This window comes from Rhodospirillaceae bacterium (assembly GCA_002728255.1).
GTDB lineage: Bacteria > Pseudomonadota > Alphaproteobacteria > UBA7887 > UBA7887.
Genome location: PBWV01000015.1, coordinates 25,390 through 50,632 on the forward strand (window position 1 = coordinate 25,390; position 25,243 = coordinate 50,632).

The window sequence follows — 25,243 nt, forward strand, 5'->3', positions numbered from 1 at the left end:
CTATAAACGAACATTGATCATTTTTAGATTAGGAAAAATTTAAATCCCCATCACTTAAAGGCTGGAAAAACTTCTCCACCTCCTCATCCTCTATCTCATTGAGCCTCAGTGGTCGCCAATCGGGTCTGAAGTCCTTATCCACAAGCATAGCCCGCACGCCCTCATAAAAGTCGTGCTCCTTCATGAATCGTAATGCAAGCCTCAGTTCCATGATCATGCAATTGTCAAAATCGAGTGTTCTTCCTTCGGTCAATTGGCGCAAGGTCACCTTCAGGCTTCGTGGGCATTTTCTCCGCAAAGAGTCCAATATATGCTCCGCCCACTCACTACCGGCCTGTTCCAACGCGGTAAAAATATCCTCCACAGAATTTTTAGAAAAACATTGTTTAATTACTTCTTCGTGTTCTGTAACAAGATCTCCTTTCTCTTTTAAGGAAAATTTTTCAAGTAAATCACAGATATATTCTTTGTTTCCCTCACCTGACGGCAGTGCTCGTAACCCTAGCAAAACCGCATCGATATTTTTCGAATGAATATAATGGCTTGCAATTCCAAGCTCCAACATATCCCGTCCATTTAGACGGGCCCCAGTCAACCCAAGAAAGGTCCCGATTTCAGATGGAAGTCTAGAAAGAAAATAACTTGCACCAACATCAGGAAAATACCCAATGCCAGTTTCAGGCATTGCAAATATTGTTCTTTCGGTTGCAATTTGAAACCTTCCATGGACTGACAATCCAACTCCGCCACCCATCGTGATTCCGTCTACAATTGCAATCCATGGCTTTTCCAATTTATGAATATTTCTATTCAGAAGAAATTCCGTGCTAAAGAACTCTCGGCAATATGCTAGCTCCCCACGCCTGGCACTTTCCGCTAGGCGTTTAATATCGCCTCCCGCACAAAAAGATTTCTCTCCCCTCCCCTGAACTACAATACCTCCAATTTTTGGGTTTTCATTCCACTCATTCAACTTCTCTTGGATTTCCTTCACCATACCAAGGTTCAACGCGTTCAGAAACTCCGGTCTGTTCAATACAATTCTTCCTAAGCTCCCTATCTGCGAAAACACTACTTCACTAGGAGTTTTAGACATTGAATTCGGACCTCAAAATATGCCGAGCAATAATCACGCGCATTATCTCGTTAGTTCCTTCAAGAATTTGATGTACTCGTAAATCTCGAAGAATTCGCTCAACTCCATATTCATGCAGATATCCATAGCCTCCATGCAATTGCAATGCCTCATTACAAACCTTGAAAGCCACATCAGTGGAAAATCGTTTTGCCATGGCGCAATAGGCGGCAGCATCGGTCTCCCCTAAATCCAACTTCAACGAACTTTGTCGAATTAACAGTCGTGCAGCCTCCAACTCAGTTACCATATCTGCTAGCTTAAATTGGAGGGCTTGAAAACTAACTAAGGGTGCTCCGAACTGAGTTCTCAACTGCACATGATCTTTAGCAGCCTCATAGGCTGTGCGGGCCCCACCAATAGAGCAAGCTCCAATGTTTAACCTACCTCCGTCCAGACCTTTCATGGCGATTTTGAAGCCATCCCCTTCGTTACCAATCAAGTTGGTGACCGGAACGCGGCAGTCTTCAAAAATAACTGCCGAAGTAGGTTGAGAGTGCCAACCCATCTTTTTTTCCTGCTTACCAAATCCTAACCCTTTAGTTCCCTTTTCTACGACCAGACACGAGATTCCATTCTCACCTTCCCCAGTTCGAACCATACAGACATAGATGTCTGAAACTGATCCCCCTGATATAAAGGCCTTTGAGCCATTGATCACATAATCAGAACCGTCTCGCCTAGCTTTGGTTTGAAGACTAGCTGCATCAGACCCCGCATTGGGTTCAGTTAAACAGTAGCTACTGATCAATTCCATACTACAAAGATTAGAAACCCACTCCCGCCGTTGCTTATCGTTCCCAAACTGATCAAGCATCCAGGTAGCCATGTTGTGAATCGAGAGGTAGGCCGCGGTAGAAGGACAGGCAGCAGCCAGCTCTTCAAAAATTATTGTTGCTTCAAGCCGCCCTAGACCTGCCCCACCCTGATCCTCAGAGCAGTAAACTCCACCAAAGCCAAGGGCAGCTGCCTTCTTTAGCATTTGCAATGGAAAGGTGCATTTATCATCCCATTCAGCCGCAAATGGTGCCATTTCTCTAGAGGAAAATGAACGAGCCAACATTTGAATTTCTGTCTGCTCATCCGTTAGTTTAAAGTCCACAGTAAGTATTCCTACAACCAATTCACTCTATAGGTATATGCTCAAGTGCATCTAATGCTAATATGTTGATTAAGACCTCCTATGGCCCATATGTCAACGCAGGCCACTTAAAATGAGGCAAGACCTTGTCCGCAAACGCTATGCCTCCTAGTATTCACAAAACTTTGGAGAATTCAAATGGCTGTCTTTCCTATCAATAATGGGGTGGGTCAATTTCCCACAACGCGAATGCGCCGAAATAGGCAAACAGACTGGTCACGGCGCTTAGTGAGCGAGAACACCGTAACCGCTAATGATTTAATCTGGCCTATCTTTGTACAAGAAGGAGATAAGAGGGCTACAGCACCAGTGGACAGCATGCCTGGGGTTTCCCGTCTATCAATAGCAGTGTTAGAGGAATCTGTCCGAGAAGCCGTGGATATGGGGATCCCAGCTATTGCGATTTTCCCTGTCATTGAGCAGAAATATAAAGATTCCAATGGGACCGAAGCCCGCAATCCTGATAACCTAGTCTGCCGAGCAATACGTGCTGTCTCTGAACAAGACCTTAATATTGGAATTATTTGCGACGTCGCTCTCGACCCTTTTACTGACCATGGTCATGACGGTATCATAAAAGATGGGTATGTCGTTAACGATGAAAGCGTGGAAATATTAACACAGCAGGCAATAATTCAAGCAAAAGCTGGCTGCTCAATAATAGCCCCTTCTGACATGATGGATGGCCGTGTAGGTAAAATCAGAAAGGCATTGGATGAAGAAGATTTGACCCATACCCAAATTCTCTCATATGCAACAAAGTACGCATCCGCATTTTATGGACCATTTCGCGACGCCATAGGATCTACTTTAAATCTTTCTGGTGGAGACAAGAAAACATATCAGATGGACGCACTCAATACAGATGAGGCGCTTCGAGAAGCAGCCCTAGATATAAACGAAGGGTCTGATATGATAATGATCAAGCCTGGAATGCCATACTTAGACATCCTTCATCGTATTAAAGAAAGTTTTTTGGTGCCGACCTATGCCTATCAGGTAAGTGGCGAGTATTCGATGATAACCGCAGCGGTATCCAATGGTTGGCTTGATGAGGAATTGGCAGTTATGGAGCCCATGAAATGTTTTAAGCGCGCCGGCGCGGATGGAATACTAACCTATTTTGCACCAAAAATTGCTAAATTGCTTTCGAAATAATGTTGGGTCCCAAGGGCCTTATAGGCTCAAAGGCAGTTGATAGAGTCAGAACACAAGATTGACTAAGGCCATTAACACAGACTTACCACGGCCTCCACACCGAACCCATTGAATCCACTGCTAAGTGCCAAGCTATAGGCCCCCATATTGCCAAACTCTATCCAATCCCCTTCACGGATATCATTCGGAAGCTCCAATTTTCCAGGCAGCACGTCATTGCCATCACAAGTCGCACCAAACACTTCAAAAGATTTTATGTTTTGTGAAAAACCAGAGCCCGGACGAATGGCCCGGTTAGGGGGTTGAAAGCCGTGAAGGTATGTTTCTAGAAAATGTCCAAAAATTCCATCATTGATATACAACTTATTTTTCTTCCTCAGACACACTCTGGCAACCACCGACATCCCTTCGGCCACCAAACTCCTACCAGGCTCACAAAATAGTTCGACATCTTGATCTAGTGACAAAGAGTTCAAGCCCGCATCTATCTCCTTCATGAACACTTCCAACGGAGCCACGAGATCTCCCGCATAAGTAACAGGAAATCCTCCCCCCAGATTTAAGCACCGTATTGGTATCGCTGAAATATTCAGAACTTCCTTTACCAAGGCTAGAGCAACTCTATAAGCTTCTGGTCGATAACATTGGGAACCAACATGAAAAGAAAGTGCCGGACTAAGACCACCACCGTAAATACATTTTAAGAGTTTGCTTGCCTCCTCGGCATTAGCCCCAAATTTATTTGACAGATCTTCCTTTGCGCCTAGTTCGGGGGTTGCCAACCGGACATACACTACAATCTCTGGGTTAGTTGGAAGCTCTTCAAAGATTTTGTTCAACTCATCCCTGTGATCTATCGAAAAGTGCCTAACGCCATGCTTTTGATAGGCCAAATTAATTGCTGATCGAGATTTTACTGGATGCTGAAAGTAGAGTGTCGAATCTTGATTCCAGGTTTTAATGAATTCAATTTCTCCAATGGAGGCCACATCAAAGTTATTGATTCCCCCCTGTTTCAGAGCCTCTAATATCGTGGGATCAGGATTACATTTGACTGCATAAACAACATTTCCCGAAAATAAACGCTGGAAATGCTGTGCGTTTTTCTTTATTCGCCGGGGCCAAATCACTCTAATTGGTCCATCACCCTCATAGTTTGATAGAATAGCATCGATTGTTGAATGCATTTCTCCTAAGTTACGTATTAGAATAGTCATAATGGCACCACATCACTTCGTTTAGAGTTTTTAGTAACTCTCCACTGAAATTTTGGAACAAAAGGATCTCTAAGTTGACCAATACAAATACTCCCTTACACCCTTCTGGCAAACCCGAAAAGACAGAACGAGAAGGGCCCCTGAGTGGAATCACAATCCTCGACCTAACCCGGGTATTGGCAGGCCCCTACTGCACCATGATATTAAGCGACCTTGGAGCAAGAATAATCAAGGTAGAGCCCCCTGGGGGCGATGACTCCCGCGGCTACGGGCCATGGCTGGATGAGCAATCTGCGTACTTTATCTCATTAAATAGAGGCAAAGAAAGTATTGTTCTAAACCTCAAATCTCACGAAGACAAAAAAGTATTTGATAAACTCCTTTCTAGCTCGGATGTTCTGATTGAGAATTATCGCCCAAAGACTATGGATAAGCTTGGATACGGTTGGACGACCTTACATAAAAAATATCCAACATTGATTTATGCCGCCTGCTCCGGATTTGGACAAACTGGACCAGACTCCAGGCGACCGGCCTATGACATGGTTGTACAAGGAATTGGCGGACTAATGAGCCTCACAGGACATCCTGGTGGCCCCCCAACCAGAGTTGGCACAGCTATTGGAGACATCACGGCCGGGCTCTTCACAGCAATAGGCATAAATGCAGCTTTATATGACAGAAGCATGACCGGAAAAGGTAAATTCGTTGACGTCTCAATGCTGGACTGCCAGTTAGCGATTTTGGAAAATGCTATTGCCAGATTCTACGCTACGGGGGAGAATCCAGGCCCATCTGCGGCCCGCCACCCTTCAATCGCCCCATTTGAGTGCTACCAAAGCCTAGATGGCCACATCATCATTGCCGCTGGCAACGACTCCCTCTTTAACCGTTTATGCGAAGCAATAGCTGCTCCCGAAATTTCGAAAAACCCGAAGTTTACAAGTAATCGCCTCCGTATGAAAAACGTAGTCGCGTTGAAAAAAGAATTAGAAGCCATCCTAACTACGGAGCCAACCAGCTTTTGGCTGCAAAAGTTAAGCGATTCTGGAGTGCCATCAGGTCCCCTGAATACAGTTAAGGAGGCAGTAGAAAATCCCCAAATCTTAGCCCGCAACATGATAGTCGATGTACTGAAGCCAGGATCCTCAGAGGGGCTACTGAAAATAGCAGGCAATCCGATAAAATTGTCGGATTATGCGGACCCCCAAGTCAGAGGTCCAGCTCCCGGACTAAATGAACACTATGATAAAATTACCAACGAGCATTAAGAAGCAAAAATAAAATATTGTAATATGATCTTTTTCCGATACTTATCGTATATTTCAATAGTGTTGAGCCTGGTGATTATTTCCGGGATGACCTGGCTACGGACCTCGCTGCCAAAAACAGCTGGCACTGTGTCGGTTACGGGTCTCTCTGCTGAGGTCATTATTCGGCGCGATCTGGTGGGCATTCCGCACATAGAATCAGAGACAGAATCTGACGCATATTTTGGACTTGGCTACGCCCACGCTCAAGATCGTTTATGGCAAATGGAAGTTTCTCGCAGAGCAGGGGCCGGACGCCTATCAGAAATTTTTGGCGATCGGACCCTAAATGCTGATAAGTATCTCAGAGGTCTAGGAATCTATAAATCTTCCGAAGAGAGTCTTTTAAGCTTTTCTGAGACTTCTCTCTCTCTCTTGCAATCATACAGCGATGGAATAAATGCTTATCTCAGTTCTCACAAGGGAGCCTGGCCACTAGAATTCATAATTCTTAATCATCAACCAGAGGTATGGAAACCCGCGGATTCTATTGCTTGTGCAAAAATGATGGCTCATCAATTAAGTGGAAACGCTGGAGATGAATTTCTCCGATATCAACTTCTAAACATCTTAAACATAAATCAGGTGAACGAACTTTGGGGTATTCCATCTCTTCGTAATGGAATTACGGACCAAAATATTTTCCCAACTCTTTTGCCGTTAATGGGGGAGTTTCCAAAGCCAGGCAAACGAATTTTGCTCGGGTCGAATAACTGGGTTATTGATGGCCGACACACTATTAACAAAAAGCCTATACTGGCCAGTGATCCGCACCTTGGACTCACCGCCCCATCCCCCTGGTATTTGGCTCATTTATCAAGTCCGACATTCCAGGTAGCCGGCGGAACCCTTCCAGGAATCCCTGTTGTTATAATTGGAAGAAATAGAACTATGGCATGGGGAGTTACCAATACAGGACCCGACGTTCAGGATCTATTTATCGAAAAAAGATCCGATCTTGATCCAGATTATTATGTAACCGACACTGGCGTCGAGAAATTCCAAAACCGAACGGAAACCATTAAAATAAAAGATAAAGAAGATTTTCAGTATATCGTCCGAACGACCCGACATGGTCCTATTATCTCTGACTTTAGCACCCTATATAACCCAACTGACGAAACTGGAACGGCAATATCGTTTTCTTGGACTGCACTAGCCAAAAACGACACCACCCTTCAAGCAGGGTTCAATCTGGCAAGGGCTGCTTCCTGGAATGAATTCACTACAGCTCTGTCCGGCTTTATTGCCCCGCAGCAGAATTTTATTGCAGCACATATCAACGGAGATATTGGATTCATAGCGCCTGGAAGAATCCCCATAAGACGTATGGGTACCGGATGGCTTCCAGCACCTGGTTGGAGTAGAGAAGGAGATTGGGTTGGGGTGATTCCCCCAAAAGCACTGCCCCAAAACTTGAATCCAGAGCGGGGTATAATTGTAACGGCTAATCAAGATATCACCCCGAACAATTATCCTTATTTTTTAAGCCATGATTGGGCTACCGATTATCGGTTTGACCGGATAAACGAACTTCTCCTTAAGCCAAAGAATCATTCCGTAGATGGCTTTAAGAGTATTCAAATTGATATAGTTTCTCTTATGGCTCTTGATTTTAAAGATTGGATCCTGAGAGCTGGATTTGAGCAAGATTTACATGAAAAGCTAAAAGATTGGGATGGTTCTATGGATATGAATGCTTTTGAACCTCTACTCTTTCATACTTGGTATCGCGAACTTACTAGACTCATATACGCTGATGAGCTTGGACCTCATTTTATAAAAGCCTGGCAACGGCGACCAAAATTTCTGCGTCATACGCTCAGGCATAATAGTAAATGGTGCGATAATGTGACGACTGCTGCATTAGAAAACTGTGAAGATATGATCCAGATCGCAGCTGATCAGGCAATAAAATGGTTAGAAGCCAATTATGGGGCAAATCCAGAAAAATGGAAGTGGAAGAATAGCCACATTGCACATCACAAGCACAGTGCTTTTTCGGACATTCCAGTACTTGGTGACTTATTTGACATAAAACATCCTCATAGTGGCGGCCCCTATACTGTAATGCAGGCCAACACTACTTTGCGAGATGATGAGAGCCCCTTTAAGGAAAATCATGGTGCGGCATTGCGAGCTATCTTTGACTTAAGCCATCTTGATAATAGTTCTGTGATTATTAGCACGGGCCAATCAGGAAATCGGCTCTCAAAGCACTACGCATCTCTCAACAGATTATGGGATAACGGAGAATATGTAAATCTTCCTCTCACCCTAGAGAAAATTGAAAAAATTACCCGCCAAAAACTGTTTTTAGTACCCCTGCAGTAGGACTGCACAATTTGTTTTAACCTAGTCCAACTTACTCAAAATAATCGTGATACATATATGTGGCATGAAACAGATTCCGCATTGGGATAAACTGTCCCAATTCTTTATATTCTGATTTCCATTACATTATGATTAGTCAATAAACTTAAAATAGAAAATAATGATGTAAACCACTCCTTAAGCCCTATTTTCAACAGTTAACTTTAACGAAAACACATAAGACTATTCAATACAAAGCAAGTTAGAAGCAAAATACCTTTTTGTGACCTTAAAATATAAAAAATTCCTAAAATAAACCCAAATAGGAGTATAAATAACCAATGATTCCGCAACATGCATTTTCTAAATACTTTTTTTAATGAAAATTGATATTAATATTTCTGTTTAATAGACGCTAATATTAAATAAATACTTGCTATAATTAAATAGAAGGTAATACCCAAATATGGATGGCATGGTTGGTAAAGAAAATTATGTTTTTTGGTGGAAGGAAAACATACGTTGGGGCGACCAAGATGCAATGGGCCACGTAAATAATGTTCAATTTGCCCGCTATATAGAAGCCAGCAGAATTCCCTTTCTGCGCACTTTGCTAGTTGGAGGGAACGGCAAATCAGCCGATTTCATCCTTGCCCATTTAGAGGTGGATTACCTGCTTGAGATGCATTTTCCCGGGCATGTCCTTATTGGAACCAACGTGGAAGAAATAGGAAATACATCTGTTACACTGTCCCACGGGCTGTTTAAGGATAACCATCAAACAGGCAGAGGCAAGAGTATTGTGGTCCATATCAACTCTAAAGATCGGCGCCCCAAAAGTATATCCCAGGATTTACGTGACGAACTTCTGCAACTCAAGGGCCAAGATAACTAATGCTGTATGAAAATCTCGACCTGCAGATGTGGATCACTCTAGGCCTGGTCTTTCTCACTATCGTAGGATTTGCTACCGAGCGACTACCCATAGAAGTTGTGTCTGCATCTTTGATCGCTCTTTTAATGATTGTATTCCATTTTCTTCCAGTACCTGACCTTGAGGGACAAAACCAACTTAATGCGGCACGGATACTTGGAGGGTTTGCCAACCCTGGCCTTATTACAGTTATATCTCTGCTAATTGTAGGTGAAGCAATGGTTCGGACAGGGGCCTTAGAGGGCGTCGCATCAACCCTTTATCGCTTAAGCGGAGGAAGCATCCTTAGGGGTTTATTTATATCCCTTATACCCGTAGCTGCCGTATCCAGTGTCTTAAATAACACACCGGTAGTAATTATATTTATTCCAATAATAGGCGCTTTCGCAGAACGAATGGGAATATCAGTTAGTCGACTATTAATTCCTTTAAGCTTTGCATCTATCCTAGGAGGGATGACTACTTTAATAGGTTCATCTACCAACCTTCTTGTAGCGGGCGTAGTTTCAGAATTACGTTTACCCGCCATACAATTCTTTGATTTTTTTGTTCCTGGCATAATTCTGGCCTCTCTCGGCCTATTGTATGTTCTATTTATAGCACCGAGAATAATACCAGATCGCGCACCTATGGCATCACAACTCACATCCGAAGATCGTCAATTTATTGCACAAATAGAGGTGCTTCCTGGTTCACCGTTAATTGGCCAAAACTTATCTGATGGAATTCCAGAAGTACTTTCAGAAATGACGGTCCGAATGATCCAGAGATCTGAACACGCATTCCTGCCTCCTTTAGACTGGGTAGAATTGAAGGAGGGCGACGTAATTGTAGTGGCCGCGACTCGAAAAGCCTTGATAGAAAGTATTGCCACTTTACCCGGAGCCCTACATCCAAGCCCAACACGAAGGCAATTATCCTTAAGGGAAACCAGTAATGAACCTTATAATTCTACTGACCAAGTAGCTGACGCTTGGCAGGAAGGGGATCAAGTGCTTGCGGAAGCTATGGTAGCACCTGCATCAAATATCGCGGGACGCAATCTGGAGACAATAGGATTCAGGCGCGCCTATGACTGTATTGTCTTAGGAATTCAAAGAAGATCACAAATGATGCGTCAGCGCTTGACCGAAATCACACTGGAGGAAGGGGACGTGCTGCTTATACAGGGTCCGCCCCAAAACGTTCGCGAACTTCAAAATAGCCATGATGTGATCCTAATGGAACTTTCACAACACCTGCTCCCCCGTTATTTTCACGCCCAACGCGCTGCCCTTATATTTGCCAGCGTCCTACTTGCCGCCGCATCTGGACTTATTCCAATAGTGGTAGCCGCCTTGACTGGAGCGGCCGCAATGATAGTGACAGGGTGCTTGGATATCCGAGATGCGGTGCGAGCAATTGATAGTAGAATCGTTCTTACAGTTGCTGCCACACTTGGGCTCGGAACAGCTCTCCAAATCACTGGTGGTGCGGAGTTCGTAGCTCTTTCTCTTATTGGAGCACTGCATGGTCTTGGACCTGGCGCGATAATTTCGGTGTTCTTTATAATAATAGCTCTGCTTACTAATATTCTGAGCAACAATGCCTCCGCCGTCCTCTTTACACCCATTGCGATTAACATCGCAGCCGCCTTGGGCACCGACCCCACTCCATTCATTTTTGCAGTGATTTTCGGAGCAAGTTGCTCATTTGCCTCACCAATTGGCTATCAGACTAATTTAATTATCATGGCCCCTGGACATTATCGTTTTATGGATTTTGTAAAAACCGGTACGCCTCTTATAATAATTTTATGGGTTGGTTTCTCCATTCTCTTTCCCTGGTACTATGACCTCCCACTGATTATTAACTAAAGGATTTACCTAGTTATATGATTAATGTGGACCCAGACCGCTTAAAATTTTTCTATGGAACCACCCCTCAGGCATGCCCATATCTTCCTGGAAAGACTGAAACCAAGGCAATTACCGAACTTGCTGGTCCAGACCCTAGCAATTTTCACGACCTGCTCAGCCAAGCGGGTTTTCGCCGAAGTCATTCCCTTGCATATAAACCCGCCTGTCCTAGCTGCAGAGCATGTGTTCCCGCCAGGGTGAGGGTATCAGACTTTAAAGCAAGCAAATCTATGCGCAGAATACTTCGGAAAAATATTGGTCTCGCAGGTCTTGAAACCCCGCCCATTGCGACAGCGGAACAATTTCTACTGTTCCAAAAATATGAGAAAGCTCGCCACAGTAACGGTGAAATGGCGAGGATGAACTTTGATGACTTTAAAGCAATGGTCGAAGAATCCCCAGTACAGACGAAACTTGTGGAATATCGTACGTCACAGGGTGAGTTGCAAGGGGCAGCCTTAACAGACACTCTGTCCGATGGGATTTCGGGGGTTTACACTTTTTTCTCCCCTAATTACCCAACTCGGAGCCTCGGAACCTTTCTAATTTTGTCTCAAATTTTCCGAACTCAAAAACTGTGTCTCCCTTATTTTTACCTAGGATACTGGGTGCAACAATCTCCAAAAATGTCTTACAAACAAAGATTTATTCCCATGGAAATTCTTACTGAATCAGGATGGTCTGAGTATAATCCCCTAAAAAACATCCAATAAGACCTTCTATTTTTCTGGTTTTGGCCCTGCTCACCTTACATGCTACAATGGCGAAAGTTGCCATCAACGCGTAAGGGAATCTCATGTTAAAATCCAAGGCTATAAACCGAAGAAGCTTCGTCAAAAGTGCCGCTGCCGGCGCGACCCTAGGTGCGACTGCGCTGACCTCTCCAGCGGTCTCTTCTGATACTTTTAGTTGGAAAATGGTTACCACGTGGCCTAAAAACTTCCCTGGCCTTGGAACCGGTGCACAACGCATAGCGGATTCAATAACGAAGATGTCTGATGGACGGTTAACAGTAAAGCTATATGCCGCGGGAGAATTAGTGCCTCCATTTGAAGCATTTGATGCGGTGCGTGAGGGCAAAGCGGAGATGACTCACGATGCCTCATATTATTGGGTTGCCAAACACAAGGCATTTCCATTCTTCTGCACAGTTCCTGGAGGGCTAACAGTCCAAGAACATAATGCATGGATTTATTATGGAGGCGGACAAGAACTTTGGGACGAGCTATGTCATGGTTTTGGAATGAGGTCTTTTTTAGCCGGGGGTAGCGGGATACAAATGGGCGGTTGGTTTCAAAAAGAACTTACCTCTGCTGATGATATGAAGGGCATTAAAATGAGAATGCCTGGATATGGCGCGGAAGTAATTAACCGGATGGGGGCAACGGCTGTTAATCTACCTGGAGGGGAAATCATGCCCGCCCTCCAGTCTGGGGTAATTGATGCCACAGAGTGGGTTGGCCCATGGAACGATTTGGCCTTTGGCTTCCATAAAGTAGCAAAGTATTACTATGGCCCCGGATTTCATGAACCAAGTTCCGCCTTGGAGTGCCTTGTAAACCTGGAAGCTTACAACAAGCTACCCGGAGACCTGCAATTAATAGTACAACAGGCCTGCCAAGCTGAAAATGTGGGCATGCTCTCCGAGTTTACTGCGCGAAATGCCGCCTCCCAAACGGTTCTTGTTGAGAAACACGGCGTTAGTATTCGCCATTTCCCTGACGATCTAGTCAAAAAGGCTTTCTCTATTTCTGAAGAAGTCGTTGCAGAGACCCAAAATTTTGATTCGCTAACAAAGCGAATTTATGAGAGTTGGTCACACTTTCGACAGGAATCTATACAACGGGGGCCATATGCAGAGCAAGGCTATATGAATAATCGAGCTTTGAAATGATATTACCCATAAACGACCTTGGGTAACCATGTAGCAAGTTCTGGCAGGAGTGAGAGTATAACAAGCATAAAAAGCTGAATTAAAACAAATGGAGCAACCCCCCGATATATATCCATGGTCGCGACCTCCTTGGGTGCAACTCCTCTTAAGTAAAAAAGGGAAAAACCAAATGGAGGGGTAAGAAAAGATGTTTGGACATTGACAGCAACCATAATAGCAAACCACACTGGATTTACGTCCATCATCAAAACTGCCGGACCCACGATTGGTATCACCACAAAACATATTTCTATAAAATCTAAGAAAAATCCCAAAAGAAACATTAAAGCCATGGTTAGAAACATTGCCGTGAAAACGCCACCTGGTAGTGATGCAAGAAAATCCGCAACCATGTCATCACCACCAAAACCACGAAACACTAAACTAAATAGTTGCGCCCCAATTAGTATAACAAAAACCATTGCAGTTACCTGAGCAGTGGATCTCATTACCGCAGTCAAATTTTTCCTAGTAAGTTGTCCGCGGCTTGCCGCTAAGAGTATGGCTCCCATTGCGCCCACACCTGCAGCTTCAGTTGGTGTGGCTATACCTATTAGTATGGAACCAAGAACGAGCACTATCAAAGACAAGGTGGGCAACAAGACCTTTACCACTCGACCTGTTAGCTCTGATCGGGAGATGGCGGCACGCTCCGATTCTGGTATAGGTGGCATTCTATCTGGATACAAACTCGCATAAATGATCTGCCAAATTATATATAACACGACGAGAGCCAACCCTGGTAGCAAGGCTCCAACAAATAAATCTGCAACAGATACAGGATCAGGAGAAAAATTTCCTTGAGCAAGTTGTGCTTGCTGATAAGCCGCTGATATTTGGTCACCAAGAAGGATCAATACTATTGAAGGTGGAATAATCTGACCCAGTGTCCCTGCCGCACATATCGAACCACAAGAAACAGTGGCTGCATACCCGCGTTTCAGCATGGTGGGAAGTGATAATAATCCCATGGTAACTACCGTAGCACCAACAATGCCTGTGGAAGCAGCCAACAAACCACCCACTAAACTTACCGCTATCCCCAGGCCTGCCCTCACTCCNCCTAGCACCAGTGCCATAGTATCCAGCAACTCTTCCGCCAATTTTGAACGTTCAAGCATAACGCCCATAAATACAAAAAGCGGAACAGCAATAAGTAAATCGTTTGTCATTATGCCATAAATTCGATTCGGCAAAGCTGCCACAAATGCGAGTTCAAAAAGATCAAAACTATTGCCTAAAAGAGCTGCTAGAAGAGCAACCCCGGAAAGTGTAAAGGCTACTGGAAAACCCATAAGAAGCGCACCACATAAGGTGATCAACATCCCTACAACAAAAATTTCCTGTGATAATAAAACTTCCATCTATACCGTCCCAGAGCCGTGATCTGTTGCCTGCGATCCCTGATAATTCACTAATACAGCNAATGAACGAATAATTAGAGAGCAGCCCTGCAGAATCATAGAAACTGCAAAAATCCATATGCATGTCTTAAGCATATAAACTGCATGCAGCCCACGTTCTTCAAGGGAGCCTTCCATCTCCCTCCAAGAATTAAGAACGTAATCCCACGAGTAAATTAATATGACGGCACAAACCGGAATAAGGAAAAAAACNGTGCCAAAGATATCGACCACCGCTTTTCTTCTGGCATTCATTTTAAGGTAAAAGACGTCAACTCTAACATGGCCGTTGTGCAAGAGTGTAAAAGCTGCACATAAAAGAAATACGAAGCCATGCATGAAGCGAACTGACTCTTGCATCCAAATAAAACCAATTGAGAATCCATATCTCAGCACAACTATAACAACGGTGACTAGCACCATAGCTAGTGTCAGAGACGCTACCGCTCGACCAAGACCATCATTAGCCTTGTCAATTATTCGGGCTATTTGCAGCAAAAATCCCACAGAAAATCCCCAGTGTGCCAAAAAAAAAGAAGTCCAACCTCAACAGTCTATACACGAGCCAGAAAGACCATTAAAGAGTTCTCCTCTACTCAAGAACTACGATTACAACGTTTAAGCTACGAAATCATAATCCACAGAAAACAGCAATCAGGGTTTCCTTCCCCCGCTAAACTTATTAGATTTTGGAAATCCCCTTGGAGCCAACCTACCAGATTTCCCTCTGCTACTGTACCACAAATCCGTCTCGACAAAATTCCGATTTCTCTCACCCATTGCCCATGTAAATCCTTCATTTCGAGAAAAAACTATTGCATCTGACAGACCACCATCACGATACCGTTGCAAAATCACACCTCTTCCCTTGGCCAATTTAGGCACTTGTTCTAACGGAATAATAAGCAATTTGTGGTTGTCTCCAACCAAAGCTACGCTATCGCCTTCTGCAGGAACACAAACCAAAGCTCTTTCTCCAGGGGCAACATTCATCACTTGCTTGCCCGCGCGGGTTTGGGCCAATGTCTCGCCCCCAGAGACAAGAAACCCTCTTCCATCACTAGAGCCAAGTAAAAACTGCTCCTCTTCCTTATACAAAAAAAGTGCCACTACTTCGTGTTCATTGGGTATATCTACAATCATACGGAGGGGTTCCCCAAAACCTCGACCTCTTGGAATTTTATCGCACGAAATAGCATAAAAACGTCCGTTTCCTGCGAACGCCACTATAGTATCCCTACTCTGGGCCTTGATCACAAATTTTTCAGCGTCACCATCCTTGTATTTAAGACTACCTAAATCGGTCAAATGACCTTTAATTCCCCTAATCCATCCTTTTTTCGTACACACAATAGTTACTGGCTCTGACTCGGCTAGGCCTTCCAAGACGGCCATAGATTCTCCTTCATTTCTTCGTCCAAAATTGGTTCTTCTTTCATCCCCCCCATCTTCAGCCAATTTCTTCTTAAGATCTTGGAGTTCCATTCTAATATGACGCTCTTGCAAAGCCTTGCTTTTAAGAATTTTATTTAGGTCCTTTAAGTCTGAATTTAGGCTCGTGTACTCCGATTCGATTGCAATTTCTTCAAGTTTTCTTAGTTGTCGCAACCGCATTGTTAAGATGGCATTAATTTGAGTGGTATTTATCTTCCATTTGCGTTTCATCTCAGTTTCAGGATCTTCAGATTCTCGAATTATTTTGATCACTGAGTCCAAATTGAGATACACCACTCGGAATCCTTCCAAAATTTCGATTCTTAACTCAACTTTACTCTTTTTATCCTTTGTGCGCCTCCTAAGAACTTCAAACCTATGCTCCAAAAAAGCATTTAATGCACCCCTCAAAGAAAGAACCTCCGGCACCTTCCCCTTAGTGAGTACATTCAAATTCAGCGGTATGCGGGTCTCCAAGTCGCTGCTCTTAAAGAGTATTTCCATTAATGACTCAGCATCAATGGTTCGCGAACGAGGCACGAGCACTACGCGAATATCTTCAGTAGACTCATCGATGATATCAGCTAGCCATGGTATCTTTTTCTCGTCAATCAAATCCGCAATCTTCTCTACCAATTTTGCCTTTTGGACCTGGTAAGGAATGGAGTTAACTACGATCTGATACTGTCCATGGGGGAGTTGCTCAGTTTTCCAATTGGCCCTAAGACAAAATGACCCTCTACCAGTTTTGTATGACGTAATAATCGATTGATCATCCTCAATAATTTCCCCCCCGTTTGGAAAATCTGGGCCAGGTATATACTTAATCAAAGTTTCCGTACGAGCTTTAGGTGACTTAAGAAGATGCAATAACCCGTCACAAAGTTCCGTCGCATTATGAGGCGGTATACTGGTAGCCATACCCACGGCTACACCATTAGCGCCATTAGCCAGTAAGTTGGGAAAGGCAGCTGGAAGGACTACTGGTTCCGAATCATCCCCATCATAAGTATCTGAAAAATCAACTGTATTCTCATCTAATCCACGAAGCATGCTTTCAGCAATTTGCGTCAATCTTGCCTCGGTATAGCGCATAGCAGCTGCGTTATCGCCATCCAGATTTCCAAAGTTACCTTGTCCTTCAACTAACGGATAACGGGCCGAGAAGTCCTGAGCCAATCGCACCAAAGCGTCATAAACAGCTACTTCTCCATGCGGATGAAATTTACCAATCACATCGCCAACTACCCTAGCACATTTTTTGAAACCTGAAGTGGGATTTAGCCGCAGTACCCGCATGGCATAAAGTAGGCGACGATGTACTGGCTTCAAACCATCCCTAACGTCTGGAAGAGACCTAGATACTATAGTTGACAAGGCATAGGATAGATAGCGCTCACTTAGAGCCGTAGAAAAATCGGTAGAAATCACCCGTTGTTTTTGATCTGACTTAGACACTATTCTTTCCTGTTTCGCTAAGACATTTTTTTTGATAATTGCTCTAAAAATTGCCTCCGCGCACAAAGTAGTTTTATTCCATGCCCCACAGCAGCACGCCTAAGAAAATGGCCAGTTAAGGCCAAACCATCCAAGATCTCTGATTTGTTGGCCTTGCCCCCATAAACAATAAAGCCAGGCAGAGGAAGCAATTTTTTCGCATATGGAAGTCCTGCTTTTTTAGAAACAGCTCTGCCACTTTTTGGAGATACCCAAACCAAATCAACTGTTACTCCACTAACAGCACACTTCTCTAGATTTAATCCAAATCCGATATCCGATAATAAATCTAATTCCCACATTATATATCGCATCAAATAATCCTCACCCGACAGAAAACTATCAAGCAAAGAAACAGTATGATCAAACAAAGTTCCGCATGGTTCCCGTTCTGGCAAGAGTAAATCAACTAATCCACAGACGGCTGCAAGACCTGATAACTTAACCGGGTATTCCATAAGAACCGCTGCACACGGCCTCGTTAACTCTAACTGAAAATTTCCCAAATTATCTTGCAGCCGGGCACTCCACATACATTGTAATAGGTTTCCCATCTGTAACACCGGACGCATCCTACGTCCAGTTCCACCTTGCACCAAACCGAGATGCCTACCTTTTCCACGAGTAAAAATAGATACAATAGAGGAGTTTTCTCCAAATTTCCTACCGCTTAAAAAAATTCCCTCATCCGTCCAATTCATTGCAGCTATTCATAGATTTTGAGATCAAATTTTTAACAACGACACCAATCTTGTTGATTTGCTTCCTAAGATTAAACATCATATTTTAAGCCTAATGAATTAAAATACTCCTTCCTCTCCCCCCACCCTTTATCAACCTTTACTCGCACGAATAAATGAGTTTTTACTCCCAACAACTTTGCAATTCCTTTTCGGGCAGCCCTACTGATGGCTTTGATTCGATCTCCATTATTACCCACAACAATGAGTTTATGGCTTTCTCTCTCAACACAAATGGTCTGATTTACTCTAACACTTTTATCAACCAAGGTCCGCCAACCGTCAGTTCCCACCATGCATGAATATGGTAGCTCTTGCTGAAGTTGCAGAAATAGCGCTTCTCGAGTGATTTCCTCAGCCAAGTAACGAAGTGGTAGGTCAGTAAGCTGATCTTCAGGGTAATGCCAAGGACCTTCTTTCGCCTTTAAGAGCAGTGATTTAACCAAATCTTGAACACCATCCCCTGTAAGAGCGGAAATCATAAAAATTTCCCAACCTATTTTCTTTGAGGAAAAAAAATCAGCAACTCCTAGTAGCCGAGTTGGATGAACGAGATCAGTTTTATTAAGCGCAATGGTCACCGGAATCTCTTTCAGAGTAAATTCCTCAATAATATTTTTTGTGCTATCGGTTATACCGGTGGAACTGTCTAGTAAAAAGACAACCTGATCGGCATCCCGGGCACTGGACCATGCCGAATCAACCATTGCTCTTTGCAAACGTTTCTTAGGTCGAAATAATCCAGGCGTATCAATAAAAACTAGTTGCACCTGCCTTCTATTGAATAGGCCCACGATATTATTTCTAGTAGTTTGAACTTTAGGAGACACTATTGAAAGCTTAACACCAACAATACGATTCATCAGAGTAGACTTACCTGAATTCGGTGCTCCTACCAAGGCAACTACTGCAAACTTTTGGTTTGGGACCAGGTAATCCTCCATCAATTACACTAAGTGGCCGAGTTGGCCTTTTCTTTTAAGAATAGCAACATTTTTTCGGCTGCTGCACGTGTTGCCATTTTTTTTGAAGGGCCATAAGCACTCAATTTCTCAATACCAGCTATAGCTACAACTACTTCAAAATTAGGTGAATGGGCGGGACCTTTCTGGGACACTACCTCATAAATGGGAAGCCCCAAGCTTTTCCCTTGAGTCCAAATCTGAAGGGATGTCACCGCATCCTGCGGAGGTTCTATTTGTTCATTTACCAGATCATCCCATTCACGAAGAATAAACTCTTTAGCTTTTTCCACCCCCCCATCTATGTAGATTGCTCCAATCAAAGCCTCACATGTATCTGCAAGCATCGATGAATTCATATTATTCCCACCTGAACCACCTCTTCGTGACAAAGATACACTTAGGTGGCTTGCCAAACCTAAACGCTGAGCCACCCTAGCTAGGGCCTCTGTCTTAACCAGGTCAGCAAAACGCAAGGCTAACTCACCCTCTGTCTCCTCCTCAAATTTCTCAAACAAATATGTTGCAATCACCAATCCTAGAACACGATCTCCCAGAAACTCTAATCTTTGGAAGTCAATTCCGTTGTTGCTTTGCCTTCCCTTGGATAGCGCATTAGTACTTGGATGTGTAAGGGCTCCCTCAAGCAGCTCCAGTCGTCGAACTTGTAGACCGAGGAGATTATTTATCTCTTTAGCTGCTTGGAGATCCACAATCATCCTTATTTCTAAAGTAATCTTCCTAGTCGACTATAACGAATTGTAAAAGGCCAACCCCAAATTTCCCATATTCTAGCCGTTCCCTTTGTCGAGAAAAACAGTATCTCTGCCCGCCCTACCAAGTTTTCCTCAGGAATGTATCCCACTGAACGCACCCTGCTGTCCTGTGAATTATCCCTATTATCGCCCATGCCAAAATAATGACCATCGGGAACAACGTAAACCGGGGTATTATCAAGACTTCCCGGATGGGAACGAAATGGAGTTGCATCAAGTACCCGATATGTTCGGCCCCCAGGCAAGGTTTCCTCATACTGAGCATATTTAACCTGATCTCCGTGCCGATTCCTGTATTCATAATCCTCAATGCGCACCCTGTTTACCATTTCGCCATTAATATAAAGCACCCCATCCTTTACTTGAATTCTATCACGCGGAAGGCCCACGATCCGCTTTATATAATCAGTTGAATTGTCTCTTGGTAGTTTGAACACCGCTACGTCCCCACGTTGAGGGGAATCCGAAAAAACCCTACCACTAAATAAATTGAGACCATAAGGAAGGGAATACTTGCTATAGCCATACGAAAATTTGGAAACAAAAAGATAGTCACCCACCATTAACGTCGGATACATTGACCCAGAGGGAATGTTAAATGGCTCATACGCGAAGGTCCTCACACCAACTGCTATAAGCACAGCATAGAAAACCGTTCTCACTGTTTCCCAGAACGGATCATCTCCTAATAATTTATCTCTTAATACCTTTTTCACTATTCCGCATATACTCGTAAATTATTGAAACTTACTAACCACGTATCCAGATTTAACGTGGCGGAAACAACACATTGCGTGACACCACAACCTACACAGTTTTTCTCGCCCAATCCACGTCTTCATACAAACTTAATTGCGCGTTCCCAATGTTGGGTTGGCTGAAATTATTACAATAGCATAGGCTAAACCCGAATCATCTGTCAGACTAATCTCAATTTGGGGCTTGCATCCTTCTGGAACCAAGCGATTTAGGCGCTCTAGAGCACCACCAGACAAAACAACTGAAGGTTTACCGCCCGGCAAATTGATAATAGAGATATTTTTCCAAAACACCCCCTTCCTAAAACCTGTCCCCAGAGCTTTAGAGACAGCTTCCTTTGCCGCAAATCTCCTAGCGTAACAGTCACTCGCGCGCAACCTTTTACTACAACTCTGTTGCTCCCTTTCGGTAAAAATTCTATGAATAAAACGCGCGCCAAAACGTTCAATAGTGTTATGAATTCTTTTGGATTCACAGATATCCTGTCCTAAACCAACTATCATAATTGGGAAGTAAAAATCATGAATCTACACCTTAATTGCTTCGGGCCAAATCTATAACCCTTCTCATTTGCGTGACCACATCTCTCAAACCTGTAAACACCGCTTCACTTATTATAAAATGGCCAATATTGAGCTCCGTGATCTGACCAATTTTAGCAACCATAGCAGCTGAACCATAGTTTAGGCCGTGCCCCGCATGACATTCTAAGCCAATATTGATTGCGTGTTCCGAAGCAGAAACCAGGCGATTAAATTCATCCGGGTTTGCGCTACCCTTAGCGTAGGCTTCACAATAACTGCCAACATGCAACTCAACTGCATCGGCACCAGCTTTTAAGGAAGCTTCGACCTGCCGTTCATCAGGATCCACAAATGTCGCCACTTTTATTCCCGCTGCAGAAATACTGCCAATAAAATCGATAAGATAAGGTAGCTGTCCCCTAACATCCAACCCACCCTCGGTAGTTAATTCCCGGCGTTGCTCAGGAACCAAACAGATAGCACTCGGCAAATCTTTAATGGCAATAGAAGCCATCTCCTCCGTGGCTGCCATTTCCATATTTATCGGCACATCACTCTCGTGAATAAGTCGAGAAATATCGTCATCTAATATATGCCGGCGATCCTCGCGGAGATGAACAGTGATAATATCAGCCCCAGCCTCAGAGGCCACACGAGCCGCTAAAATTGGGTCAGGATGAATACCTCCCCGAGCATTTCGCAACGTCCCAACGTGATCAACATTTACTCCCAATCGGATCGAAGAATCTGAATTAAGTTCCCTTGGCTTGCTTTCTGGATTAGTCATTTATTATATTTTTGTTCCTTATTCGCCCCCGGCTCTCTCTGTAGCGGCTAATTAACTCACGCACAATAATAAAAACGATAAACCAAGAGATAACACCTAATACAAAGCCGCCCAAAATCATGGGCAAAAAATATGGAGCTAAAACCTCAGAAAAATTATCAAAAATATAACTCATAGAAGGAACTTTCCCCACCTGTAAATCTATACTCCGTGGTAAAAAATAATTCCCTAAGTTATAGGTCACCCAGCTAATTATCGGAAAGGTTAAGGGATTTAAGAAAAGTGTTCCTATAGCTGCAGCGAGTAAACTTCCTCCCATAAGCCAACTGCCTGCTACAGCAATACCTATATGGAGGAAGTAAAAAGGAGTGAATGACACAGCCACACCCCACGCAACACCAATTGCAACTCCACTAGGAGACCCATCAATTCGTTGAACTCGATAAGCACTATACTTTAGTGCACGTCTCCAGCCCGTGTGGGGCCATACAAAATGGCGGACTATTGCCAATTTCCCAAGACGTTGTTTACGACTAAATATACTCATCGTGACACTCGAGGACACTGGCCACTACGAACAAATAAAAGGTGGCTCCACATAAATATCCCCCTCATTTCCCAACCCTTTCCACTTGGTAAATTGCAGGATGGGCCCGCAGAGCCGCAATGATTTGGGTTAGGTGCTGGACGCTCATAACCTCTACGTCGATAACGAACTCAAAAAAATCCGTCGATCGGTTTGTGACCTTTAAGTTGGAAATATTCCCTTCAACCCTCGCGATGACTTCCGTCAAGGCACTCAAGCTACCAGGAATATTATTGAGAATCGCAGATATCCTTCCAACGTGGCTCTCTGTCTCAGCTAGAGACGAATTCCATGTAATGTCTATCCATCTTTCTGGTGTACTCGAAAAACTCTCCAAAACCTCACAATCAATAGTATGTACAGTGACACCTTTTCCCTCATTTATCAGGCCCACAATCCGATCGCCAGGCAATGGACTGCAGCATCCAGCCAAATGAACCGCCATCCCCGGTGTCAAACCTTTAATGGCGACTGTTTCACCTTTCCTTTTTGCCTTAAAACGGGGTTTACGAAATGGAATGATTATCCTCCGGCCGCCGCGTCTTTTCCTGGCCGCCCTCGGAGCGACCATCGATAAAACCTCCCTGGAGTCCAACCTCCCCTGACCAACTAAACTAAATAACTCACTAACATCTTTGAGTTCATTTTTTTCGACAAATGGCTGGACAACCTCTCTCGTCAAAATCTCCTCAGATTCAGAGAAAGTCTTTTTTAATATTTCCTCTCCCAGGATGGCAAACTCATTTTCCTCACGATCTCTCACAAAACGACGGATCCTGGTCCTGGCCTTACCGGTCACGACAAAATGTTCCCAATTTGGATCGGGTGTTTGTCCGCTGGAGCTTAAAATTTCGACTTGATCGCCATTCTGCAACTGAGTTCGTAGAGGCGCTACTCTCCCGTTTATTTTTACTCCGACACAGTGATCCCCAATCTCTGAGTGCACTGAATAGGCAAAATCTACTGGAGTCGCTCCATCCGGCAACGCGATTAGATCACCCTTCGGAGTAAAACAAAATACTTGGTCACGATACATTTCAAGTTTTGTATGTTCCAAAAACTCCTCGGGTCCAGACGCATGCTCCAATATCTCTAGCAGCTCCCGCAGCCATCGAAATCGAGCATCTCCCCGTTCTAACAGAGCTCCATTATCCTCTGCTTTATAAATCCAGTGAGCTGAAACTCCATATTCCGCCACCTCGTCCATGGCAGCAGTCCGGATTTGGATCTCAATCCGGCGTTTCCCTGGCCCAATGACAGTGGTATGCAAAGACTTATATCCGTTTGGCTTGGGTATCGATATATAGTCCTTAAATCTTCCTGGCACAGTATGATAGGCCCGATGAACCACTCCTAAAGCACTGTAACAATCGTCCTCAGATGGCACAACAGCTCTGAATGCCATTACATCTGCAATTTGTTCGAAGTCCACCTCACGCCGAGCCATTTTGCGCCAGATAGAATATGGAGTTTTCTCCCTCCCCCCAACTGTTGCAGTAATCCCTGACAAGCGTAATGTCTCAACCAACTCCTCGATGATACTTGGGATTACAGCAGAATCAGCAGTCCTCAAAGATTCCAGCCTTTTTACTATTGAACCTCTGGCATCTGGCTGCAGTTCAGCAAATGTCAAATCCTCCAATTCATCCTTCATTTCTTCCATGCCAATGCGCTCCGCTAATGGCGCATAGATTTCTAACGTTTCTCGGGCAATTCGTCGACGCTTCCCCGAATTACTTATGTAATGAAGGGTTCGCATATTATGAAGTCGGTCAGCTAGTTTTACGAGTAAAACACGAATATCCTCAGAAATAGCCAATAAGAGTTTACGAAAATTCTCAGCCTGGTGAATCGTAGTATCCCTACCCAACTCCAATTTCCCAAGCTTAGTAACACCATCGACTAACTTTGCCACACTTGGCCCAAATTTATTTTCGATCTCTTGTAGTTCTGCAACTCCATCTTCGACGGTGTCGTGCAACAATGCCGTAATGATGGAATCCACATCCAAACGGAGGTCAGCCAAAATAACAGCGACCTCCGCGGGGTGTGAGAAATAAGGAGCTCCGGAGGCACGAAGCTGGGTCCCATGCCTCGCCATGGAAAAGTTATACGCCTCACCTAGCGCCATCCGGTCTACATTTGGTTCATAAGACTTGACCTTTTGAATTAGGTCTTCATGCCTGATCATAGAAACCGATATGTTTAATACGTCTAATTACCTAACTGACCTCGTAATCCTGGGGTCGATCCCTAGATAGCCTCACCACCGATATTAGCGAAGCCATAAAAGAACCATTTAAGATTGCATCTCCGTTAACCACTAAGAACAAACTTATTGCCTTACTTTTTTAGTACTCAAGAGGGTCTTTTTCTTTAGGGGATGGCGGTTTTGTTGCAGCCAACTGAGCTTTCGCCTCCTCAGGATTAATTGGCTCCTGGCTCTCCAATTCTACCTCCTCCTCGGGTTCATCCCTATGAGCATGTTTCTGGAAACCAGTAATTACACCATCCAAAAGATCATCTGGCAGAACCCTATCTTCCGCTATCTCTCGCAGGGCCACCACAGGATTTTTGTCCCTGTCTCGCTCCACAAGCAACTCAGAGCCAGCAGAGATCTGTCTTGCCCTCTGAGCAGCCAGCATAACCAGCTTAAACCGATTAGAAATTTTAATAATACAATCTTCAACAGTTACCCGCGCCATAAGCTTTCCTTTTTTTCCAAACCCTTATGTA

General features: G+C 44.0%; 22 protein-coding genes. 7 read left to right on the forward strand and 15 right to left on the reverse strand.

From position 1 onward, the window contains the following. Positions 1–28: 28 nt before the first annotated feature. Together CMM32_03755 and CMM32_03760 are read right to left on the reverse strand one after the other, a co-directional pair. A complete protein-coding gene (locus CMM32_03755; protein MBT06015.1) occupies positions 29–1,096 on the reverse strand; it encodes an enoyl-CoA hydratase in 1,068 nt (355 codons plus the stop codon). Beyond that, the gene (locus tag CMM32_03760) at positions 1,089–2,237 is read right to left on the reverse strand and encodes an acyl-CoA dehydrogenase (GenBank protein MBT06016.1); all 1,149 of its coding nucleotides are present in this window, start codon (positions 2,235–2,237) and stop codon (positions 1,089–1,091) included. Before CMM32_03760 ends, CMM32_03755 begins: the two co-directional genes overlap by 8 nt. Positions 2,238–2,465: 228 nt before the next feature. On the opposite strand from CMM32_03760, the gene CMM32_03765 reads away from it, so the two are divergent. Next, positions 2,466–3,434, forward strand: a complete 969-nt coding sequence (locus CMM32_03765) for a porphobilinogen synthase (GenBank protein ID MBT06017.1) — start codon at positions 2,466–2,468, stop codon at positions 3,432–3,434. A 71-nt stretch (positions 3,435–3,505) separates the two neighbouring features. Here the strand turns inward: CMM32_03765 and CMM32_03770 are convergent, their stop codons facing one another. Beyond that, entirely contained in the window at positions 3,506–4,651 is a 1,146-nt protein-coding gene (locus CMM32_03770) for an ornithine decarboxylase (protein MBT06018.1), read from the reverse strand. A gap of 74 nt (positions 4,652–4,725) precedes the next feature. Between CMM32_03770 and CMM32_03775 the strand changes: the two genes are divergently transcribed. From CMM32_03775 to CMM32_03800, 6 genes are all read left to right on the forward strand, one after another. After that, positions 4,726–5,922 carry a carnitine dehydratase gene (locus CMM32_03775; protein ID MBT06019.1) on the forward strand — a complete coding sequence of 399 codons (1,197 nt, stop codon included), beginning with the start codon at positions 4,726–4,728 and terminating at the stop codon, positions 5,920–5,922. Between the two features lie 24 nt (positions 5,923–5,946). After that, a complete protein-coding gene (locus CMM32_03780; GenBank protein MBT06020.1) occupies positions 5,947–8,295 on the forward strand; it encodes an acyl-homoserine-lactone acylase in 2,349 nt (782 codons plus the stop codon). A gap of 445 nt (positions 8,296–8,740) precedes the next feature. Then, the gene (locus CMM32_03785) at positions 8,741–9,169 is read left to right on the forward strand and encodes a hypothetical protein (protein ID MBT06021.1); all 429 of its coding nucleotides are present in this window, start codon (positions 8,741–8,743) and stop codon (positions 9,167–9,169) included. Then, positions 9,169–11,064, forward strand: coding sequence for an SLC13 family permease (locus CMM32_03790; protein MBT06022.1), 1,896 nt, complete (start codon positions 9,169–9,171; stop codon positions 11,062–11,064). Before CMM32_03785 ends, CMM32_03790 begins: the two co-directional genes overlap by 1 nt. Before the next feature lie 17 nt (positions 11,065–11,081). Further along, a complete protein-coding gene (locus CMM32_03795) occupies positions 11,082–11,819 on the forward strand; it encodes an arginyltransferase (GenBank protein MBT06023.1) in 738 nt (245 codons plus the stop codon). Between the two features lie 101 nt (positions 11,820–11,920). Further along, positions 11,921–13,000, forward strand: coding sequence for an ABC transporter substrate-binding protein (locus tag CMM32_03800; protein ID MBT06024.1), 1,080 nt, complete (start codon positions 11,921–11,923; stop codon positions 12,998–13,000). Between the two features lie 2 nt (positions 13,001–13,002). Here the strand turns inward: CMM32_03800 and CMM32_03805 are convergent, their stop codons facing one another. From CMM32_03805 to CMM32_03860, 12 genes are all read right to left on the reverse strand, one after another. Beyond that, the gene (locus tag CMM32_03805; GenBank protein MBT06025.1) at positions 13,003–14,403 is read right to left on the reverse strand and encodes a C4-dicarboxylate ABC transporter; all 1,401 of its coding nucleotides are present in this window, start codon (positions 14,401–14,403) and stop codon (positions 13,003–13,005) included. Next, the gene (locus tag CMM32_03810; protein ID MBT06026.1) at positions 14,404–14,865 is read right to left on the reverse strand and encodes a C4-dicarboxylate ABC transporter permease; all 462 of its coding nucleotides are present in this window, start codon (positions 14,863–14,865) and stop codon (positions 14,404–14,406) included. Positions 14,866–15,096: 231 nt separating this feature from the next. After that, a complete protein-coding gene (parC, locus tag CMM32_03815; GenBank protein ID MBT06027.1) occupies positions 15,097–17,334 on the reverse strand; it encodes a DNA topoisomerase IV subunit A in 2,238 nt (745 codons plus the stop codon). A 17-nt stretch (positions 17,335–17,351) separates the two neighbouring features. Further along, positions 17,352–18,074, reverse strand: coding sequence for a DNA repair protein RecO (locus CMM32_03820; GenBank protein MBT06028.1), 723 nt, complete (start codon positions 18,072–18,074; stop codon positions 17,352–17,354). A gap of 71 nt (positions 18,075–18,145) precedes the next feature. Further along, the gene (locus tag CMM32_03825) at positions 18,146–19,057 is read right to left on the reverse strand and encodes a GTPase Era (protein ID MBT06029.1); all 912 of its coding nucleotides are present in this window, start codon (positions 19,055–19,057) and stop codon (positions 18,146–18,148) included. Between the two features lie 8 nt (positions 19,058–19,065). Beyond that, entirely contained in the window at positions 19,066–19,794 is a 729-nt protein-coding gene (rnc, locus tag CMM32_03830) for a ribonuclease III (GenBank protein MBT06030.1), read from the reverse strand. Between the two features lie 8 nt (positions 19,795–19,802). Beyond that, entirely contained in the window at positions 19,803–20,567 is a 765-nt protein-coding gene (gene lepB / locus CMM32_03835) for a signal peptidase I (protein ID MBT06031.1), read from the reverse strand. Between the two features lie 132 nt (positions 20,568–20,699). Further along, positions 20,700–21,113, reverse strand: coding sequence for a holo-ACP synthase (locus CMM32_03840; protein MBT06032.1), 414 nt, complete (start codon positions 21,111–21,113; stop codon positions 20,700–20,702). Positions 21,114–21,144: 31 nt separating this feature from the next. After that, positions 21,145–21,921 carry a pyridoxine 5'-phosphate synthase gene (locus CMM32_03845; protein MBT06033.1) on the reverse strand — a complete coding sequence of 259 codons (777 nt, stop codon included), beginning with the start codon at positions 21,919–21,921 and terminating at the stop codon, positions 21,145–21,147. Then, positions 21,914–22,468 (reverse strand): hypothetical protein, encoded by a 555-nt coding sequence (locus tag CMM32_03850; protein MBT06034.1) that lies wholly within the window; start codon positions 22,466–22,468, stop codon positions 21,914–21,916. Before CMM32_03850 ends, CMM32_03845 begins: the two co-directional genes overlap by 8 nt. A gap of 64 nt (positions 22,469–22,532) precedes the next feature. Next, the gene (locus CMM32_03855; GenBank protein ID MBT06035.1) at positions 22,533–24,698 is read right to left on the reverse strand and encodes a bifunctional (p)ppGpp synthetase/guanosine-3',5'-bis(diphosphate) 3'-pyrophosphohydrolase; all 2,166 of its coding nucleotides are present in this window, start codon (positions 24,696–24,698) and stop codon (positions 22,533–22,535) included. Between the two features lie 160 nt (positions 24,699–24,858). Further along, complete coding sequence (locus tag CMM32_03860) at positions 24,859–25,212, reverse strand: DNA-directed RNA polymerase subunit omega (GenBank protein ID MBT06036.1); 354 nt, start codon at positions 25,210–25,212, stop codon at positions 24,859–24,861. Positions 25,213–25,243 lie beyond the last annotated feature (31 nt).

Coding starts and splice junctions, on each gene's coding strand:
- CMM32_03755 (MBT06015.1), bottom strand. CDS start 1,096: ATGTCTAAAACTCCTAGTGAAGTAGTGTTTTCGCAGATAGGGAGCTTA.
- CMM32_03765 (MBT06017.1), top strand. CDS start 2,466: ATGCGCCGAAATAGGCAAACAGACTGGTCACGGCGCTTAGTGAGCGAG.
- CMM32_03770 (MBT06018.1), bottom strand. CDS start 4,651: ATGACTATTCTAATACGTAACTTAGGAGAAATGCATTCAACAATCGAT.
- CMM32_03780 (MBT06020.1), top strand. CDS start 5,947: ATGATCTTTTTCCGATACTTATCGTATATTTCAATAGTGTTGAGCCTG.
- CMM32_03785 (MBT06021.1), top strand. CDS start 8,741: ATGGATGGCATGGTTGGTAAAGAAAATTATGTTTTTTGGTGGAAGGAA.
- CMM32_03790 (MBT06022.1), top strand. CDS start 9,169: ATGCTGTATGAAAATCTCGACCTGCAGATGTGGATCACTCTAGGCCTG.
- CMM32_03795 (MBT06023.1), top strand. CDS start 11,082: ATGATTAATGTGGACCCAGACCGCTTAAAATTTTTCTATGGAACCACC.
- CMM32_03820 (MBT06028.1), bottom strand. CDS start 18,074: ATGAATTGGACGGATGAGGGAATTTTTTTAAGCGGTAGGAAATTTGGA.
- CMM32_03825 (MBT06029.1), bottom strand. CDS start 19,057: ATGGAGGATTACCTGGTCCCAAACCAAAAGTTTGCAGTAGTTGCCTTG.
- rnc (MBT06030.1), bottom strand. CDS start 19,794: ATGATTGTGGATCTCCAAGCAGCTAAAGAGATAAATAATCTCCTCGGT.
- CMM32_03840 (MBT06032.1), bottom strand. CDS start 21,113: ATGATAGTTGGTTTAGGACAGGATATCTGTGAATCCAAAAGAATTCAT.
- CMM32_03845 (MBT06033.1), bottom strand. CDS start 21,921: ATGACTAATCCAGAAAGCAAGCCAAGGGAACTTAATTCAGATTCTTCG.
- CMM32_03850 (MBT06034.1), bottom strand. CDS start 22,468: ATGAGTATATTTAGTCGTAAACAACGTCTTGGGAAATTGGCAATAGTC.
- CMM32_03855 (MBT06035.1), bottom strand. CDS start 24,698: ATGATCAGGCATGAAGACCTAATTCAAAAGGTCAAGTCTTATGAACCA.
- CMM32_03860 (MBT06036.1), bottom strand. CDS start 25,212: ATGGCGCGGGTAACTGTTGAAGATTGTATTATTAAAATTTCTAATCGG.